General features: G+C 40.5%; 10 protein-coding genes and 1 tRNA gene. 3 read left to right on the top strand and 8 right to left on the bottom strand.

Going from position 1 to position 19,830, the window contains the following annotated elements:
• Positions 1-10 precede the first annotated feature (10 nt).
• Both HXT44_RS05315 and HXT44_RS05310 read right to left on the bottom strand, forming a co-directional pair.
• Complete coding sequence (locus tag HXT44_RS05315) at positions 11-2,674, bottom strand: bifunctional lysylphosphatidylglycerol flippase/synthetase MprF (protein ID WP_410309270.1); 2,664 nt, start codon at positions 2,672-2,674, stop codon at positions 11-13.
• Between the two features lies 1 nt (position 2,675).
• Positions 2,676-4,055 carry an alpha/beta hydrolase gene (locus HXT44_RS05310; RefSeq protein ID WP_421779380.1) on the bottom strand — a complete coding sequence of 460 codons (1,380 nt, stop codon included), beginning with the start codon at positions 4,053-4,055 and terminating at the stop codon, positions 2,676-2,678.
• 309 nt (positions 4,056-4,364) lie between these two features.
• On the opposite strand from HXT44_RS05310, the gene HXT44_RS05305 reads away from it, so the two are divergent.
• Complete coding sequence (locus HXT44_RS05305) at positions 4,365-6,434, top strand: LTA synthase family protein (RefSeq protein WP_410311097.1); 2,070 nt, start codon at positions 4,365-4,367, stop codon at positions 6,432-6,434.
• 115 nt (positions 6,435-6,549) lie between these two features.
• On the opposite strand, the gene purD is transcribed toward HXT44_RS05305, so the two are convergent.
• The 6 genes from purD to purT all read right to left on the bottom strand — a co-directional run bounded on the left by purD (position 6,550) and on the right by purT (position 16,733).
• Complete coding sequence (gene purD / locus HXT44_RS05300; RefSeq protein ID WP_421782743.1) at positions 6,550-7,821, bottom strand: phosphoribosylamine--glycine ligase; 1,272 nt, start codon at positions 7,819-7,821, stop codon at positions 6,550-6,552.
• 71 nt (positions 7,822-7,892) lie between these two features.
• The gene (gene purM / locus HXT44_RS05295; protein ID WP_421779375.1) at positions 7,893-8,927 is read right to left on the bottom strand and encodes a phosphoribosylformylglycinamidine cyclo-ligase; all 1,035 of its coding nucleotides are present in this window, start codon (positions 8,925-8,927) and stop codon (positions 7,893-7,895) included.
• Positions 8,928-9,023: 96 nt separating this feature from the next.
• Positions 9,024-10,511 (bottom strand): amidophosphoribosyltransferase, encoded by a 1,488-nt coding sequence (gene purF / locus HXT44_RS05290; RefSeq protein ID WP_421782741.1) that lies wholly within the window; start codon positions 10,509-10,511, stop codon positions 9,024-9,026.
• Positions 10,512-10,593: 82 nt separating this feature from the next.
• Positions 10,594-14,349 (bottom strand): phosphoribosylformylglycinamidine synthase, encoded by a 3,756-nt coding sequence (locus HXT44_RS05285; RefSeq protein WP_421782740.1) that lies wholly within the window; start codon positions 14,347-14,349, stop codon positions 10,594-10,596.
• 142 nt (positions 14,350-14,491) lie between these two features.
• Positions 14,492-15,274: a phosphoribosylaminoimidazolesuccinocarboxamide synthase gene (purC, locus tag HXT44_RS05280; RefSeq protein WP_421782737.1), complete on the bottom strand. Its 783-nt coding sequence runs from the start codon at positions 15,272-15,274 to the stop codon at positions 14,492-14,494.
• A gap of 175 nt (positions 15,275-15,449) precedes the next feature.
• The gene (gene purT / locus HXT44_RS05275) at positions 15,450-16,733 is read right to left on the bottom strand and encodes a formate-dependent phosphoribosylglycinamide formyltransferase (protein WP_421782735.1); all 1,284 of its coding nucleotides are present in this window, start codon (positions 16,731-16,733) and stop codon (positions 15,450-15,452) included.
• A 140-nt stretch (positions 16,734-16,873) separates the two neighbouring features.
• Here purT and HXT44_RS05270 point away from each other — a divergent pair.
• Both HXT44_RS05270 and HXT44_RS05265 read left to right on the top strand, forming a co-directional pair.
• Positions 16,874-16,949: transfer RNA gene (locus tag HXT44_RS05270), tRNA-His, on the top strand.
• 147 nt (positions 16,950-17,096) lie between these two features.
• Positions 17,097-19,796, top strand: coding sequence for a DNA translocase FtsK 4TM domain-containing protein (locus HXT44_RS05265; RefSeq protein WP_421782733.1), 2,700 nt, complete (start codon positions 17,097-17,099; stop codon positions 19,794-19,796).
• Positions 19,797-19,830: the final 34 nt, after the last annotated feature.

Below are 19,830 nucleotides of genomic sequence, written 5' to 3'. Positions count from 1 at the left end.
ACTTAACAAATTATTTGTTCGCTTCATTGCTTTTTGGTCGCAACGATTTTACCATTTCTAGTATTTGTTTAGGATTAGCTTCCGGTAAATAGGCGTGAGTTACAGCTAGTGAAATCTGAGCTAATTTTGCAGAATCCATATAGCAAACATATACGGAACTTGCGGATGGCTGGAATTTTTTCTTGAAGAAATATAGCGATTTGAACCCATAAGCTGGTTCCAAAATGTCAGACATCATTTCTAGCGCATGATTAATAACGTTAGAAGATTTTTGACCATTTTCGTTCAATATGTCTTCGTTTATGCCAGCTAGAGGTGCTGCAGAAAGGCTCATAAATTCTACAGAACAGTCTGGGTTTTCTAATCCTTCATCTCTTAAACGTTCTGCCATTCTAGCAATTAATAATTCCATAATCCCATTAGGACTATCTGTGCGGTGACGCATAAAATCAAGTGTCCAACCAATAATTCGATTATTTCTATACGTTGGCATCCAGCTTGTTACTCCAAGTACCCTGCCGTCTTCATTAATAGCGTATAAAATTTTGACGCGGCTATCTTGAAGTTCGTCAAGTCCTCCGAGAGTAAATTTCATTTCTGGAAGAGCTTTTAACTCTGCCCATTCTTCTGAAATTTCTACAATTTGTTGCCGTACGTCCCAAGAGGCTTCGTTATAAGTTGTAAGTACGTCGGCAATTCCATCTCGTTTTGCTTTGTTTATAGCTGTACGAATATCTTGCCATTTTTTCCCTCGCGTCTGCCAAGTATTAGGGTCTACTAGCATGTCTGTTCCGACTTTAATAGAAGTAAATCCAAGTTTTTCTAGTTCTTGACGCGTTTTATCGTGCACAGCATAGAATGCTGGAGACCACGAATTTTGTTCGCAGAATTTAATAAATCCTCGAATATCTTGTGAATACTCTTTTTCATCTCCAAAAGGTTCTGTAAGAGTGAGCGCAATACCGTAATTTAGTCTATAGGCAATTGCAGATTGCCCGCTTTGAGAGAACCAATAATGGTTATTCGCCCAAGTTGTCATAAAGCTCATTGTGTTTCCACCAAGTTCTACTAATGAGCTTGCTTTTTTTCTATCGTTTTCGTTTGTAGAGATGCTGCTGCGGAACCACGTAAAGCAGACAATAAACAATATTGTCCAGAATATCACGCCCACGCTTTGTGCTAGTAAAGAAGATAGGGGTGTTTCAGTGCGAAGCATTGCGTTAGATCTGTTTCCAAATCCCATAGGCATCCAGCGCCCTGGTAAATCTCGCAATAAGTGGTAAATATCAGCAGATGGAGTAAATTCTTCAGGTATCATAAGACCAAAAGCAACATATCCAGCACCAGTTATATACAATGCTATAAAAATTGCTATTAGTCCCAAACGTGCCTGTAGTTTGCTCGTATGAACAGAAAAATGCTTTAAATTAATTATCAACAAAATAGTAAGCAATAATGGTGGGAGAGCGGTAAGCATAAAAGCAACAGCAACAGCATTATGTTGATGTTCCAAAATATTTTGTTTTGTGGCAATTAAAGGCAAAACAGTGAAATACATTCCTGCATATAGCACAGTCAGTGCGTTTATAAATATAGAAGTTAATGCAGCTAGTCTACGCCCTCGTAACATTCCCCACGCAATAATCATCAGTGTGATGCTTGGTAATAGAATGCGAATCCATAATTCGCCAATTGCAGCGTGATGTAGACCTGAATGAAGAAAACAATTATTTGTGCTGTAATTTGTCATGCATCGCGTAAGCCATGTCTTAGAGCCTAGTTGCGGTGACATAAACAAACCAAGAGTAGTAAGAATTCCTGCGTGAGAGCGTGAAGATAATGCCAACACTGGACCTAATGCAATAATGCTCTGAGCTACTGCAAAAAGCCTACGAATTTCGTAATCTGTACCTTCCCACCAGTTTACACTTCGTCTAACGCCTTTTGTTTTGCTCATAATATTGCCGATGATGTGTCCTGTAAGGGCTGCAATAATAGTGCAATAATCGCCTGGATTTCCACTATAAAGAAGCATTGCTGAAGTAGTAGCGTATCCAATTACTAAAGTTCTTCTGCGCCACAAAATAGATTCGTAAGATGCAGAAGCCATAAAAGCGCCAATAAACAGTGTGAATGGAGATAGTCGAATAGGAATCTTGGTAATCCAATGCATGTTTCGAATAATGATTGAAAGATTACCTATGATTGTTAATCCTACAATTATGCCAACAAGTGTGCTAAATATTGCAATATAAATAATATTAAGTCTACTTATACGAGTTTCTGCAACGCCAATAAGTACGGCAACAAGTAAACAATTAACCATAAGAGATGGCATATTATTTACGAAAATAAGCGAATGGCACACTTTTATCAGCAGCTCTGTGACGTTTCCGTGCCCGAAGAATAGGCTTGGACCTTTTGAATGATGATGTCGCATAAACAATTGTGCAAGAGTAGCGCTTGTGCCATAAGTATAAAAATGCATAAGTGCTAATACGAGCCAGTGTATGCAATTTATAACAATAAAAATGCATGTAAGCGTTAATGCAAAAACTTTATGTTGCATCCAGGTTATGAAATCGTGCATCAATATTTTTGTATGCCGAATTGCTGAATGTTTAGAATCAGAATCATTTTTCTTACAACGTTTATGAAAGAAAGACAGCATCATATTAGTCTCGATTCACTTGCTGGTTGATAAGAATTTGTACATTTTGGTAGGTATTAAGTTTTGGTGCAGTGCTTGAAATACCTGTTTTTTTGCAGAATTGATCAATTGCTATTTTTAATCCAGCTTTTACTGTGTGCCAATCATGACCATTGCCTTGAGAAAGCATGGTTATAACATTCATTCCAGCGCGATGTGCGCTTAGTGCGATGGTTGCCTGATTCGCTTGAGATTTAGTATCCCATGAGCCCGCAATAGCGTAATAATTTTGTTTCAAAGGAGCATTTTTACGCATTATCACTCTAGGTATATGTCGCTCATATTCTGATGTGTTTCCATTGAAATAATGATTAATTGTTTCTTGGCGATTCTTATATGTTGGTTCTAGTTCCCCTCCGGCAGAAAAAATGTTTCCAAATATATCAGGGTGAGATGGAACTAGTTGCGTTGAGCAAGTGCCTCCTTGTGAGAAGCCGCCCATAAGCCACATTTTAGGATCTTTGCTTACTGGCAAATGTTTGCGTATCCATTTAGGAACATCATTAATTAAATATGTTTCTGCTTTGCCGAACACATGTGTATCCGCACACAGAGAATTATGCGAAGATTCACCATTTTGGTCAGGGGCTACAACAATAGGTGCAAGACCGTAGTGATTTTTCGCGTAATTGTCTAAAGTATTTGCAATATCGCTTGCTGCAAAAAAGTGATTAGGGCTACCAGGTTGTCCTGCAAACATGACCATAACTGGCAGTTTTGGTGGTTTTTTAACAAGTGCAGCAGGTGGCAAGTATACGTTTGCTATTCTGGCATTGAAATGTGAAGCAGTGTTAGGGATATAAACTGAACGAACAATACCTTTTTTAGGCAGTTTTGGCAGTTTTTGTTGTGCTGCTAACTCTCTCCATTGTTTAATACTAGAGGATGCGGATTTTTGCTTATTAACTTCTAGTTTTGGAAAACCGCCCATTCCAAATATTGAACCTATTGTCGTGTATTCCCCATAAATCATGTCTACATGAAGGGCTGTGCTTGCTAACGTCAAGATAATAGCTATTACTGCAACTAATTTTCTCCATTTGTGTAAGAAAACAAATGCTGTTGCTGCAAAACCTATAAGCCCGAAGCCGCATGCAATAGAAAAAATAACGAGCCATCCAAGACTTACTTCGAATACAAGAAACACGTCAGAAATAAGCCAAGCAATTATTCCACCGACAAAAAATGTTATGACACCTATTGCAAGTTGTATTAGTAAGTGGAACATTTTCTTGCCGCGTTTTGTTTTCATAAAAAGCAACAAGACTAAAGAAATACCATTTACGCTAAAAAGGCTTACTGGTAGCCATCCTTGCAAAAGACTCACTTTTGCCAATTGCAGCATGTTTGACTCCTATACTTTCTAGTCTAATTTGCGTACCAGTTACTAATCTAAGCGACATATACGCACAGTAATTGCCCAACCTAGTAATGTAATGCTAGTATCTGAAATTTTCCTCAATATTTGTTTTATTTTTTATTATTTATTCTATTTAAATAATAAATATCGAAACATATATTGTAATCAGTCCTAAGTATTAAAATTGCTATTTTTCTTGTTTCAATGCATTGTTAAAAAGTTATGACGATAGCAATAAGTAGACTTGCACATTATTAGTAATAATTAGTACGTGTGTGATTTATTGAGGATAGTATGAAGTCATTTTTGCGCTTGAAAGTTCCGTATTGGCTGTATGCATTTCTTTTCTTTGTTATTGACGGCATGTCGGTAATTATTGTGCAAATGGGTGTGCAGCGCGCTGGAAGAGTTGAGATGACTTCTGCAATGTCTGGTGGACGTTGGGGATTAATAACTAAAACTTGGAGAGAGCTTAATTTTGTTATTGTTCTTAGTGCGCTCGTTGTTGCGATGATATACGGTTTAATTCTTTTGATTAGTAACCGATTTTGGATATCAAGTGCAATAATTCTAAGTGTTTCATTGCTTATTGCTGTTATTGAATATATGAAAGTAAATGTTCGTTATGAAACTATTCTTCCTGCGGACTTAAACTTTTTAAAAAGTAACACTGGTAATGTCGCTTCATTTTTGCCAGATAATGCTCCTATGGTCATTGGTGTTGCTTTAGGCGTTTTTATTTTGCTTTTAGTTACAACTGTTTGCTTACACATATTTGATACAAATCATGGAAAGATTGTGCGATTTAAAGATTGGCGTTATTCTGCTGGTATTCGTGTTGCAATTGCGTTGATTTTAATAGGGAATTTAAGCTGGTATATTGGCGGCGTTGGCACAGTTGACTCTTCGGCTAATGTTTTTTCTAAAATGCTTGGTGACAGTCCTGCTATGTGGGATTCTGTTTATGACGCTCAACGCAATGGTGCTATTGTGGCATTTTTGCGTAATGTAAATCCTAAAATTATGGATAGGCCGGCTGATTACAGTGAAGAAACTATGAAGGCTGTATACAAGCGTTATAACGATGAAGCTAAACGTATAAATCGTTCTCGTACAACAAATATGAACGATAATACTTTTATTCTTATCTTGTCTGAATCGTTCTCTGATCCTACTCGTGTTCCTGGTTTGAAGTTGAACAAGAATCCAATACCATTTATTAGCAATTTAAAGAAGCATACGGATAGTGGTTTGATGCTTTCTTCTGGTTATGGTGGCGGTACTGCAAATCTAGAGTACATGTCTTTAACTGGTTTGAGCATGGCTAATTTTGATCCTTCAATGACGAGTCCGTATCAGCAGTTGGTTCCTAATGCTCAATGGTCTCCAACTATTAATCAATATTGGGATGATTCTAGTAATTCTATTAAATCTATAGCTTTCCACCCGTATGAGCCGAGCATGTATTTGCGTGCTACTAATTACAAAAAGTTTGGATTTAGTAAGTTTTACGCATTGCAAGGACCTGATGTTATTGCTCACCGTGATGTTATAGATAAATCACCGTATGTTTCTGACGCATCAGCATATAAGAGTGCGTTAGAAAAGATTAAAGAGCATAAGCAACCTAGGTTCGTACAAATTGTTACTATGCAAAACCATATGCCTTATAGGGATTGGTATGCGAATAATGAATTCGAAGCGTCTTCTAAAGATGGTGCCGCTAATCTTGGTGATGATGAAAAAACTTCTATTGAAACGTATGCTAAGGGTGTACAACACACTGATGAGGCAACGCAAGCGTTTTTGAAGAGTTTAGATAAACTAAATAAGCCTATTACTGTTATGTTTTATGGTGACCATTTACCAGGAATTTACGGCACTGCAAGTTCAGATGAAAAGAATTCATTGTCTTTGCATTTGACTGATTATTTTATTTGGTCAAATAAGGTTGCTTTGGAGCGTAAAGAGCGTAGTGAGAAAAAATCTTCAAACAAAAATGTAGAGCATTCTAATACAAATAAAGATGTAGATCATACTAATAAGTATTCTTCGCCTAACTTCTTTATTTCTCAGGCTGCTTTACATATGAACGCTAAAGTTTCTCCGTATCTTGCTTTCTTAACTTGTTTACATGAGCATGTGAGCGCTATGGAGCCTCCTGTTGTAAATACTATTCAAGGCTGGGATAGAATTCCTGAGGGACAATCAATTTATTTGGATAACGATGGTAATCCTATGATTTTGTCTAAGATGGATAAGAAGTCACGTCAACTTCTTCATGACTATCGCTTAATACAATACGATATTACTGCTGGAAAGCATTATTTGCGTAATACTGATTTTCTGAAATTACCGCGCTAAAAGCTAGTTTGGTTATTACAATGCCCCTCGTTTGTATTTGATACATAGTATGTTTCAAATAGCGAGGGGCTTATTGATTTGCAATTTGTTAATGAAAACTATATCAATTAACAAACTATTTTAAAGCTTTAGATGCGATATCATGCCTAAAGAACATGTGTGGAAGATTAACCTTATCTAATATGCTGTAGACGTTGTTTTGAGCGTCTTTTACGTCATCTCCATGCACTTGCACAAGAGCTACTCTACCTGAAGAAGTAAGAAGTTTGCCGCTTTCTTCATCGCTTTTTACTCCTGCATAATACACGTGCTGACCTTGATTTTCGTCAACAGGAATTTGAGGAAAGGGAGTTCCGGTAACTAAAGTGCCAGGGTAGCCTTCGCTTGCAATAATTACGCCGAGCGTAACACCGTTATTTTTCCAAGTAAAAGTTGGGCTTTTATGTCGCAAAATATTCCATATAGCTGCACCAAAATCTGAAGTAAGGCGAGGAAGCACAACTTCTGTTTCTGGGTCTCCAAAACGAGCATTAAACTCAATAACTTTAGGACCTGTTGCTGTATCAATTAAGCCAGCATAAAGCACGCCAGTAAAAGGCGTACCCTCTTTAGCTAGTCCTTCAACAGTTGGGCGCACAATTTCGTCGATAGCACGCTGAACTGTTTCGTCGCTAATTTGCGGCACAGGGCTATAAGCTCCCATGCCTCCAGTATTTGGTCCTTTGTCTCCGTCATAAGCACGCTTGTGATCTTGAGAAATAGGCATAACCCAAAAATCAGTTCCGCTTACAAAACTCATAAGCGAAAACTCTTGACCTTGCAAAAATTCTTCAATAACAACTTTTGCTCCAGCTTGACCAAAACGATGATCTACGAAGATATCATCCAAAGCATCAATTGCTGTTTGCTCATCCATAGCAACAGTAACGCCTTTTCCAGCAGCCAAACCATCCGCTTTAATAACAATTGGAGCACCATGCTCAAGAACGTATGCGCGTGCCGGCTCCAAAGCGTCAAATGTTTTGTAGGAGGCAGTTGGAACGTTGTGACGAGCCATAAGCTTTTTTGCGAAATCTTTAGAGCCTTCAATTTGAGCTGCGGCTTTGTTTGGACCAAAAGCGGCAATTCCATGCGCTTCAAAATCGTCAACAATGCCATTCATAAGGGGAACTTCAGGACCAATGAACGCAAAATCGTAGTTATTGTCTTTAACGAACTTAATAAGAGCGTCATGATCTGATTGACTTATGTTTGCAGTTTGAATGCCATCTGCTGCAATACCAGGATTTCCAGGAGCAACAGTTACTTCTTCAACGCTTTCTCCTTTAAGTAGCGCGTGTGCAATAGCGTGTTCGCGAGCGCCAGAACCAACTACTAAAACTTTCATTTTTAATCCTTTATTGCTTTAAGATTTCGCTGTCTACTGTTTTGCAGCTTTATATTTTGCTGTTTTGTGGATTACAACAATTCGACTGCAACGTTTTCGCGCTTAGCCATTTTGCCAATAATATAAGCTGTTTCGTTATGCTCGTCTAGTATTCGCATTGCCTCGTCTGCTTTGTTTTCGTCAACTGCCAAAACCATGCCAATACCCATATTAAAAACGTTGAACATTTCAGCGTGAGCAACTTTTCCAGCTTTTTCAATAACTCCAAAAATAGGTGGAACGCTCCAGCTAGTGGTATCAATTTTTGCAGCCAAATCATCTGCGTACATGCGTGGAACATTTTCAATAAATCCGCCGCCTGTAATATGAGCAACTCCCTTAATAAGATGTTCTGCAAAAAGTGGCTTTAAAGCTTTTACGTAGATTCGAGTAGGTTCAAGAAGAACTTCGCCAAGTGTCTTGCCGCCAAGCTCATCTAGCTTGGTGTCAACGCTAAAACCTGCTTCTTCAAACAAAGCTTTGCGAACAAGAGAGAATCCATTTGAATGAACTCCTGAAGAAGGAAGTCCGATAAGCACGTCGCCGGCAGTAATAGTGGAGCCGTCAACAATATTCGAACGTTCTGCAACGCCTACTGCAAAACCTGCAAGATCGTACTCGTCTTCGTCATACATTCCAGGCATTTCAGCAGTTTCGCCGCCAATTAAACCTGCTTCAGATTGCACGCAACCATCTGCAACGCCTGAAACTACCTGCTCAAGTATTTCAGGATTGTTTTTTCCGCATGCAATATAATCGAGGAAGAAAAGCGGCTCGGCACCTTGAGCTGCAATATCGTTTACGCACATTGCAACGCAATCAATGCCAATAGTGTTATGCTTATTCATCATTTTTGCAATCACAAGCTTGGTTCCAACGCCATCCGTGCCAGAAATCAGCACTGGCTCTTTGTAACCAAGAGATGCCAAATCAAATAAGCCGCCAAATCCGCCAATGCCACCTACAACGCCTGGGCGCTTTGTGCGATTTACATGAGATTTAATACGACGTACTACTTCGTATCCTGCTTCTACGCTTACGCCAGCTTCTTCATATGCGTGTGGCATATTGGTTCCTTTCGTAACAATGTTATAAGTATTTTCTTAAGTTTTATTTATAAATTGCAATGAACAATTTAATTAATAAATAATCAAGTTATTAAGTTATATAAGATTTTCGTGTGAATATTTACTGTGCTTCCTTACTTCTTGCAAATGTTCGCGTTCTTCAGGAGTAAGGGAAGCCAAGAATTCTTCGCCATAATCGTCTAGTGCAGTAGGGTAGTCGCCATTAAAGTAAGCAACGCACAAACCGCCATAAGGAGCAGGCTTTTTTAATCCAATCGACTCGACTAATCCATCTAAAGACAAAAATGCTAAGGAATCAGCATCGATATACTCGCGAATTTCTTCAACTGAATGCTTTGCTGCAATAAGTTCCTTCGTAGTTTGAATATCGATACCGTAGAAGCAAGGATATTTAAGCGGAGGGGAAGAAATACGCATATGCACTTCTTTAGCGCCAGCTTCTCGAAGCAATTGCACAATGCGCTTAGAAGTAGTTCCGCGAACAATCGAATCGTCAATAACGATAACGCGTTTTCCTGCAACCACACCACGAACAGCAGAAAGTTTCATACGAACGCCTTGCTCGCGTAATTCTTGTGTCGGTTGAATAAAAGTGCGTGCAACATATTGGTTTTTAATCAATCCCATTTCGTTTGGAATTCCGCTTGTTTCAGCGTATCCTGCAGCAGCAGAAAGTGAAGAATTAGGTACTCCAATAACCATATCTGCTTCAACAGGAGATTCTTTAGCCAAACGCGCACCCATACGCTTTCGCACAGAATGAACATTAATACCGTAAATATTAGAATCTGGGCGAGCGAAATAAATAAATTCCATTGAGCATACTGCATGCTGTACATGCTTCGTATATTGCTCAATAGTGTAGCCATCGTCATTAATAACAATGATTTCGCCAGGCTCAATATCGCGAATAAACTCTGCTCGCACAATATCAAGCGCACAAGTTTCAGAAGCGAGCACGTATGCGCCGTTCTTCATACGACCAAGCGAAAGAGGGCGGAAACCATTTGGATCAGTCGCTCCGATTAGTGCATCTTGAGTAAGTAATAAGTAAGCAAAACCGCCATGAACAGTTTGTAAAGCTTCTTTTAGGCGATCCATAAAAGTTGCTTTACTGGAGTGGCGAATCAAATGCATCAATATTTCAGTATCAGAATTTGAGTGGAATATTGAGCCTTTATCTTCCAAGGAATTACGTAGGCTAGTGCAATTTGTCAAATTTCCGTTATGAGCAAGAGCTACGTCTCCATCGTGGAAACGGAATAGGAAAGGCTGAATGTTATCAACGCTTCCAGAACCTGCAGTAGCATATCGCACGTGACCGATAGCCCTGTTTCCAGTAAGACGATTCATAACTTGTTCATTGCTAAATACTTGAGTTAGCAATCCCAATCCGCGATACCCATGCAATTTGCCATTGTTGTTAGATACAATGCCGGCACCTTCTTGTCCTCGATGCTGTAGCGCATGAAGTCCAAAATATGTCAGCCTAGCTGCATCTTGATGACCCCACACACCAAATACGCCGCATTCTTCGTGAATATCTTCAAGTTCTGCAGACATTCATACCCCCTAATAATCGATGATTGTAATCGTCGAATTTTGTAGTTATTTTGATACAAGTCTTGCAACTGTAAACTAAAGCTCATGCAGTGAAATATTCAACGCCAGCTTCAAACAATGGTTGCTCGTGGAAATCAGGAATATTGACATACAAGTCACGACCTGCGCGCTCGCAATGTCCCATTTTTCCAAAAACTCGACCGTCTGGGCTTGTAATACCTTCTACTGACATCATTGAGCCGTTAGGATTTACGTTTAAGCTCATACTTGGTACGCCATTGCTGTCAACATATTGTGTAGCTATTTGACCGTTTTTAATAAGCTTTTCCATAACTTCGTTAGTAGCAATAAAGCGACCTTCTCCATGAGAAATTGCAACAGTATGCATGTCTCCAACTTGCGTATTTGCTAACCATGGTGAAAGATTTGAAGCAACTCTAGTGCGAACAATCCTACTTTGGTGTCTGCCAATAGTGTTGTAGGTAAGAGTTGGGCAGTTAGAATCCATAGGAACAATATCTCCAAAAGGAACCAAGCCCAGCTTAATAAGCGCTTGGAAGCCATTGCAAATTCCAAGCATTAAACCGTCACGATTATTAAGCAAGTCACGAACTGCGTCTGTTACTGCTGGATTCCTAAAGAATGCTGTAATGAATTTCGCAGAACCGTCCGGCTCATCGCCTCCGGAGAAGCCTCCCGGAATCATTACAATTTGACTCTTTTTAATCTCTTCAACCAATTTCTCAGCTGATTGTGCAATATCTTTTGCGCTTAAATTATTAATAATAAGCGTATGAGCGTCTGCTCCAGCTTTTTCAAAAGCAGCTTGCGTATCGTATTCGCAATTATTTCCAGGGAAAACCGGGATAATAACGCGAGGATGCGAAAGCGGCTTTAGTTTTCCTATGTGCATGTGATTTGTAGTAGAAACATTAGTTTTGTTATTAATAGTTTCTACAATCTCGCCAGGCTTTTTGTACGGGAAGATTGAGGAAAGTTCGCTTTCCCAAACCTTTTGCAAATCACTTAAATCAATTTCTTCGCTATTTGATGAAGTAATTGCGTAATTTTCAGTTGTTTCGCCAACAATCTCAACGTCAACCAAGCTTGTATTAGCTAAAGATGGAACTTCAGCGTCTTCCTTGAGTTCAACGTAGAAGCTTCCATATGCTGGCTTAAATAAATCATCGTCGCTTAAATTGTTGAATAATTTAAGACCAATATGATTTCCAAGCGTCATTTTGAATAAGCTTTCTGCGCTAGCACCGTAGCCAGGAGTAGATATAGCAAGAGCTTGCTTGTTTTTCGTAATATTTTCTACAATTTCTAGTGCTTTCAGGAAGCTTTCTTTTTCTGGAGTGATTCCGTCGGATTTATACTTTGGAGCAATACGTATAACTTTATGATTTACACCCTTAAATTCAGGTGAAACAGTTAAACGTGCGTCTCCGGTAGAAACAGCAAACGAAATCAAAGTTGGTGGCACATCCAGATTCTCAAAACTGCCGCTCATAGAATCTTTGCCGCCAATAGCGCCAACGCCAAAATCAAGCTGTGCACTTAAAGCACCAAGAACTGCTGCAGCTGGCTTTCCCCAACGCTCTGGAATATCGTGAGGCTTGCCAAAATATTCTTGCAAACTCAAGTAAGCACGTTCGCGAGTGAAACCGCTAGCTGCTAGCTTTGCCAATGATTCAACAACCGCAACATAAGCTCCAGTAAACTGATTCTTTTCCATCAAATACGGATTAAATCCCCAAGCCATTGCGGAAGCTGTGTTTGTTTCGCCAAATACTGGGAATTTAGCAACCATGGCTTGAGCAGGAGTAAGCTGGCGACGACCGCCAAAAGGCATAAGCACAGTAGCAGCGCCAATAGTAGAATCAAATCGTTCAGATAAGCCTTTATTTGAAGCAATATTAATATCCGAAACTAAGTTATGCATGCGCTTTTCTAACGGCAAATCTGACTGATTCTGCCATGGAGTTTCGTAAGATTCTCCACTTTCAATATGCAATATCTGCTGTTTTGCAGCGCCATTAGAAGCCAAGAATGCGCGGCTTAAGTCAACAATGGTTTTTCCACGCCAAGTCATTCGCATTCGTGCTTCTTCAGTAACAGTCGCTATTATTTCTGCTTCAAGATTTTCTTCACGAGCATACTTCAAAAATTCTTCAGCATCACTTGATGCAACGTCGACAGCCATGCGCTCTTGAGATTCAGAAATAGCAAGCTCAGTGCCGTCGAGACCTTCGTACTTTTTAGAAACTTTGTCGAGATTAATAGTTAAGCCGTCGGCAATTTCGCCAGTTGCGACAGAAATGCCGCCAGCGCCGAAATCGTTGCAACGCTTAATAAGTTGACAAGCATCCTTGCGTCGGAAAAGTCGTTGCAGTTTTCGCTCAATAGGAGCATTACCTTTTTGAACTTCAGCTCCGCACTCTTCAATACTTTCAACATCTTGAGCTTTAGAAGCGCCAGTTGCGCCGCCAATGCCATCTCTACCAGTGCGTCCGCCAAGAAGAATAATCACATCGCCAGGAGCTGGAGTTTCTCTGCGCACATGGTCGGCTGGGGTAGCGGCAACAACTGCACCAACCTCCATACGTTTTGCAACATAACCAGGGTGGTATAACTCGTGTACTTCGCCAGTAGCTAAACCAATCTGATTTCCGTAAGAAGAGTATCCTGCGGCAGCAGAAGTTACAATTTTTCGCTGCGGAAGCTTACCGTTTAAAGTCTCGCTAATAGGCGTGCGTGGATCTGCAGCACCAGTTACGCGCATTGCTTGATACACATAGGAGCGTCCAGAAAGAGGATCACGGATGCAGCCACCAATGCAAGTTGCAGCTCCACCGAAAGGCTCAATCTCTGTAGGATGATTATGTGTTTCGTTTTTAAACAGGAATAGCCAATCTTCGTCGTGACCGTTTACGTCCACTTTAACTTTTACTGTGCAAGCGTTGATTTCTTCTGACTCGTCCAAATTTTTAAGCTCGCCGGTATGCTTTAAGTATTTTGCGCCAATAGTTGCCATATCCATAAGGCAAATAGGCTTATTTTCGCGATTTAGTTCTTTTCGCAAATCAAGATAACGGCTAAATGCTTCTTGAACAGTGTTATCGTCAATAGAAATATCTGTAAGCTCGGTGCCAAAAGTCGTGTGACGGCAGTGGTCGGACCAGTACGTATCAATAACGCGAATTTCTGTAATAGTAGGATTTCTATGTTCTTCACGGAAATACTTCTGGCAGAACTTTGCGTCAGCCAAATCCATTGCCAAACCGCGAGTATTAATAAAGTCTTGTAATCCAGCTTCGTTTAAATCGTTAAATGAGCTAATTACTTCTACATCAGATGGTACAACTGCTTCTCGCTGTAAACTTTTTACCTCATCAAGTGAAGCTTCTCGCGCTTCAACAGGATTAATAACGTAGTGTTTAATATCGTTTAGTGCTTTTTCGTCAAGATCACCTTTTAAAGCGATTACTCTAGCAGTGCGCACTGTTGGGCGTTCGCCTTGACTAATAAGTTGAATGCATTCGCTAGCAGATTGCGCACGCTGATCGAATTGACCAGGCAAAAATTCTACAGCAAATACGTGCTCGTCGGTTTCAATAGGCAAGTAATCGTAAGTATTATCAACTGGAGGTTCGCTTAATACTGTTTGCACAGCATTGTCGAATAAATCTTTGCTGATACCTTCAACGTCATAACGGTTAATAATTCTTGCGGAAGTAATCGCGCTTATGCCAAGAATCTCCCTAAGCTCATGTAAAAGCTGTTGCGCTTGAACGTCAAAACCAGTGCGTTTTTCCACATATACGCGAAATACCACGAGAAACCTACCTTGTTGAATGTGCGGTATGAATGCAGTGTTTATTGTTGTATTGGTTTTAAATTATAAATATTAAATTATTCAAAATCACATTAAGAATGCATGTGGCTCGCACCCCTAAAGGTACGAGCCACAACAATCATTATCGTTCTACGCAATCGTCAGGTTTGCGCACAGAGACATCCAAGCCTTCGCTTTGAGCTAAAGATGCAAGCCTATCGTAAATCTCTTCATAAGCAGGAATGATGTCGCCTAAATCGCGTCTGAACAAGTCCTTGTCCAAATGGCTTACCTCATTCGTACCAGCATTGCGCTTATCCCAAAGTCTGCAAGTATCAGGAGTTATTTCATCAGCGAGAAGAATATTTCCTTCGGCGTCCACGCCCTCTTCAATCTTGAAGTCGACAAGCTGAACATCAATCTTTGAGAAAATATCCAACAAAGCATTGTTAACAGCATGAGCTTGACGAGTGACTTCTGCTATTTCTTCATCTGTTGCTAATCCAAGAGCCACAACGCCTTCAGGATTAATAAATGGATCACCAAGCTCGTCGGACTTTACGCAGAACTCCAACAATGGCTTCTTTAAAGGTGTTCCTTCTTTAACGTTATAACGTTTTGCAAAAGAACCTGCAGCAGTATTTCGCATAATAATTTCCAGTGGGAACATGCGCATACGCTTTACAAGTTGTTCAGTATCGGAAATTCGTCCGAGGAAGTGGCTTTTTACGCCGCGCGCCTCAAGTAAATGGAATAGTAACGAAGTAATCCGGTTATTTAAACTGCCTTTACCTGCAATCTGAGCTTTCTTCAGACCGTTACCAGCTGTTGCCTGGTTCATGTATTCAACCCATAGCACATTGGTGTCATCGGTAGCATACAGTTTTTTGGCTTTGCCTTCGTACAACTTCTCAAGTTTTTCCATGATATGCCCTCTCTTATGTGCATTCACAGTTGTAGGCGCAAACCAACAATATTTGTAGGTTTACCTGACCTTTGCCAGCACGATTAGCGTAACAATTGTTACCTACAAAATTTCCCTTCGTGCATACTGTAAATTATTATCTTTTTTAACTCCTATGCCTTAATTTTCAATGTATCTAAGCATTTGTTTGTGTAGTTTTTAGCGAAATGGCGACGCGTGTCGCATTTTCTCTAGCTTCTTCTTGCGTTAATCCAGTAGCTAAAGAAACTGCCATGCGTCTGTGACCATGTACAGAAGGCTTAGCAAAAATACGCAAGTTGCATCGATAATTTTCGCCAGATTGCAAAGCTTGAGCAATATTCGTAAAACCAACAGATCCTTCCGCCTTAATAACAATGGCGTGACTTGCTGCAACTTCATTATTTTTCAAAGAAAGCTCAGTATAGTTAGCTGTAACTGGAACTCCCAAAATAGCCAATGCGTGTAATGCGAATTCACTGTAGTGCTGCGAAATCATAGTTACCATGCCAGTATCGTGTGGGCGAGGTGACAATTCATTAAAAAGCAAAGAGCCATCAGTAAGCACGAATAATTCGACTCCATAAACGCCCCAACCTGTTTCGCCAGCTTCTTGCGCAATATCAGTCAAACCTTCTACAGCGCGCTTTGCAATATCTTTCGCATTAGTGCGGATCGATTCAGGAATATTTGCAGGCTGCCAAGATTCTCTATAGTCTCCGTCTTGCTGACGCTGAGCGATCGGCTCACAAGTAGTAATTCCTGCGCAAGAGCTTATTGTAAGTACTGTAAGCTCATAATCAAGCGGAGCTAAAGCTTCAACAATAACGCGTGAACACTCATTCTCATGACCAGCTGCTGCACGCCTGCCATGCTGAGCTTCATTCCAAGCTGCAAGCAAATTTTCAGAACTACGAACTATTGACTGACCGTGACCAGAAGAGCTCATAACAGGCTTAACTACACAAGGATATCCAACTTTTTTAGCTCCATCCTCTAACTCTTCATAAGATGAAGCGAAACAATACGGTGTAGTAGGCAGTCCTAAATCTTCGTGCGCAATTCTACGCAAGCGCTCGCGATCCATTGCAATCGCGGCAATATCTGAGCTAGGAACGACTTGAATATTCTTTTTAGCAGCATCTTTCAAAACTTCAGTAGCAATAGCTTCAACTTCTGGAATAATAATGTCAGGATTCACATTTGAAATAAGTTCTTGCAATTCTTGCGGATTCGACATATCTAGCACGTGGTATTCGTGAGCTATTTGCATTGCAGGAGCGTTTTTGTAGCTATCGGCAGCGCATACTCGCACGCCTAATCGCATAAGCTCAATCGCAATTTCCTTGCCAAGCTCGCCTGAGCCAAGAAGAAGTGCTGTCGTGTTGTTGCTATTTGCAGTTACGCCAAAAATGCGTTGATTTTGCTCAGAAAAACTCATACACCCATTGTTGCATTTGCCATTGTCGAATAATTGATGTTGCTACTACGACGCGCCGAAGTGTGTTGCTCTGGCGGAAATCTAGAAAATCGTGTATAGTATCCCTTTGTTGTGTGATTATGTATGTTTTCACGCGCATGGTGGCTATAGCTCAGTCGGTAGAGCATCTGATTGTGGTTCAGAAGGTCGCGCGTTCAAGCCGCGTTAGCCACCCCACTTGAACGGCTGGTAATTGACCAGCCGTTTTTTGTTAGTTTTGTAACCCTTCAAGCCAAACAGTACATAGGGTAAACTGATATGGTTAGGGTGTTTCCCGACTTAAATTGTGCGTGCGCAATGAAGTAATGCACAGAAGGAGTATTTATGGCTGGTAAGGCTTCACCTAGTGAACCATTGTGGGAGACAATTCTCCTGTTTGTGCCTAGAACTTTAGGAAAGTTAGTGCGCTCGTTTTTTGGTGTTGGAGAATACGATGAGGCATATCGCAGGGACGGTTTGTGCTTCGTTATGCTTGTTCTTGCGATTTTGTTCTGCGCATCAGAATGGTTTAGAGTTAGTGGGTTTATTGGAGTAGGTCTCCATTTTGTGTCTTCTAGTTTGCTTGGAATTATGAGCGTTGTTCTGCCTGTGTGGTTAAGCGTTGTTGCTTTTAGGTTGATGCGTAACAGTGGAGTTGGCTCTGGTAATCCTCGTGTTATTAGCGGATTTATTATTCTATTGTTGTCTGTTTGCTCAATTCTTGATATTTCTTCTGCACCTCGCGGAAAAGCGTTTAATTTAGACACTGTACAGAAGTCAGGTGGGTTATTAGGTTTTGTGCTCGGATCTCCGCTATCGTGGGGTCTTTCTCGTATTTTTGCAATTATTATTTTTGTAGTAGCTGCTATTTTTTCGATATTAATGATTGCTCGCCTTCATGTAACTGATATAGCTCAAAGTGTTGCTACTATTTTTGCTAAATATAACAGTAAAAAGTCTTCTGAAGATTTAGGAAACTCTGCAGAAGATAATTCTGACAGCAAAACCAATTCTTTGGAATTTGCAGATGATGTGCCAACTCACAATGAAGAATCGCCTAAAAATAATAGCAGATCTTCTCAAATGTCTTCTGTATTGAAACTGTTTAAATCATTCTTTAAGCGTAAAAACAGCAATAATAATGGGGAATTGCTTGACGAATACGCCGGCGATGATGCATTTTCGCATGCTGCTTCTCACGGTAATAGTGCAGATAATCTTGAAAGAGTTGAACCTCGTAAAGCAAGAACTGTGAGCAGCTTTTCAGATAATAATGCTGCAAATAATTCTCAATTTGAAAATGCTGATAATAATTCGAGTCAACTTACACCTAGAAGTGTTTCATCTTCATCAAAGCCTGTTCCTGAAGAAATATTGCCAAAAGCTCCTATGAGTGATTCCTCTTTATCTGCAAGCGATCCGTGGTCAAGTATTCCAGCTGAACGTATGGATCAATATCGCAGGGATCAGGAAGATTCAGATGATGAAAATGCTGCCGGCAGTGAAAGTGGTGCTGGCAATAATAATGAGCCTTCTTTTGATTCTTCCTCTGAACCTTACAAGCTCCCTGATTTGAATCTTTTGGCTTATGGCAAGCCTCATGCTGCGAGAACTCCAGCAAACGATAACGTTATTCGCGCGTTAACTTCTACTTTCGAACAGTTTGACGTTGACGCTCACGTTATTGGATTCCTTAGAGGCCCATCTGTTACGCAGTACGAGGTTGAGCTTGGTCCTGGTGTAAAAGTTGAAAAAGTTACGAATTTGCAAAAAAATATTGCATACGCTGTAGCTAGTACGGATGTGCGTATTTTGTCGCCAATCCCAGGAAAGTCTGCTATTGGTATTGAAATTCCAAACGTCGACCGCGAAATTGTGCATTTGGGAGATGTTCTGCGCTCGCAAAAAGCTATGAATGACCCTAATCCTATGCTTACAGGCGTTGGAAAAGATGTTGAAGGTCATTTCGTAACGGCAGCTCTCGATAAAATGCCGCATTTGCTTGTTGCTGGTGCTACTGGTTCTGGTAAGTCGAGTTTCATTAATTCAATGCTTACTTCGATTATTATGAGAGCAACTCCTGAACAAGTTCGCATGATTATGGTCGATCCTAAGCGCGTGGAGCTTTCTGCTTATGCTGGCATTCCGCATTTGCTTACTCCGATTATTACAGATCCTAAGAAGGCTGCGCAGGCTCTTGAATGGGTTGTTAAAGAGATGGATGCTCGTTACGATGACTTGCAATTCTTTGGTTTCCGTCATGTTAAAGATTTCAACAAGGCTGTTCGTGAAGGAAAGGTTCATGCTCCGGCTGGATCTGAGCGAAAAGTTGCTCCATACCCGTATTTACTTGTGGTTGTAGATGAGATGGCTGATTTGATGATGGTTGCTAAGAACGATGTGGAAAGTTCTATTCAGCGTATTACTCAGCTTGCTCGAGCTGCAGGTGTGCATTTAGTTCTCGCTACTCAGCGTCCGTCTGTTGATGTTGTAACAGGCCTGATTAAAGCAAATATTCCTTCTCGCTTGGCTTTTGCTACTTCATCTGCAACGGATTCCAGGGTTATTCTCGATACTGTTGGTGCGGAAACTTTGATTGGTCAAGGTGACGCTTTGTTCCTTCCAATGGGTGCTGCTAAGCCTCAGCGTGTGCAGGGTTCGTGGGTGAGTGAATCTGAAATTCGTAAGGCTGTTGAGTATGTTCGCACGCAGCGCAAGCCAAAGTATCGTGAAGATATTGAGCAAATGGCTCAAAAAGCTGATGCTCAAGCTCAAAGCAAGCTTAAAACTAGCGATATTGGCGACGATATGGATGAGTTGCTTCAGGCTGCAGAGCTTGTTGTTAGCTCGCAATTTGGCTCTACTTCAATGCTTCAGCGCAAGTTGCGCGTTGGCTTTGCAAAGGCAGGTCGATTGATGGATTTGCTTGAATCTCGAGGAGTAGTGGGACCTTCTGAAGGTTCTAAAGCTCGCGAAGTTTTGGTTCAGCCGGAAGATTTGCCAAAAGTTTTGGCTTTTATTCGTGGTGAGTCAGATTCGTTATAAGATATTGTATTGTTATGTGCAGTACCAAGTTGTG

Origin of the sequence: Gardnerella sp. DNF01198P, assembly GCF_049244165.1 — a bacterium.
GTDB lineage: Bacteria > Actinomycetota > Actinomycetes > Actinomycetales > Bifidobacteriaceae > Bifidobacterium > Bifidobacterium swidsinskii.
Note: the sequence above shows the minus strand (reverse complement) of the source record. Positions and strands in the feature narration are given on the sequence as shown.

What these genes read in the sequence shown, in the direction of transcription:
- purC (WP_421782737.1), bottom strand. Translation starts at nt 15,274, where the DNA reads ATGGAAAAACTTGAGAAGTTGTACGAAGGCAAAGCCAAAAAACTGTAT.
- purD (WP_421782743.1), bottom strand. Translation starts at nt 7,821, where the DNA reads ATGAAAGTTTTAGTAGTTGGTTCTGGCGCTCGCGAACACGCTATTGCA.
- HXT44_RS05315 (WP_410309270.1), bottom strand. Translation starts at nt 2,674, where the DNA reads ATGATGCTGTCTTTCTTTCATAAACGTTGTAAGAAAAATGATTCTGAT.
- HXT44_RS05265 (WP_421782733.1), top strand. Translation starts at nt 17,097, where the DNA reads ATGGCTGGTAAGGCTTCACCTAGTGAACCATTGTGGGAGACAATTCTC.
- HXT44_RS05305 (WP_410311097.1), top strand. Translation starts at nt 4,365, where the DNA reads ATGAAGTCATTTTTGCGCTTGAAAGTTCCGTATTGGCTGTATGCATTT.
- purT (WP_421782735.1), bottom strand. Translation starts at nt 16,733, where the DNA reads ATGAGTTTTTCTGAGCAAAATCAACGCATTTTTGGCGTAACTGCAAAT.
- HXT44_RS05310 (WP_421779380.1), bottom strand. Translation starts at nt 4,055, where the DNA reads ATGCTGCAATTGGCAAAAGTGAGTCTTTTGCAAGGATGGCTACCAGTA.
- purF (WP_421782741.1), bottom strand. Translation starts at nt 10,511, where the DNA reads ATGTCTGCAGAACTTGAAGATATTCACGAAGAATGCGGCGTATTTGGT.
- purM (WP_421779375.1), bottom strand. Translation starts at nt 8,927, where the DNA reads ATGCCACACGCATATGAAGAAGCTGGCGTAAGCGTAGAAGCAGGATAC.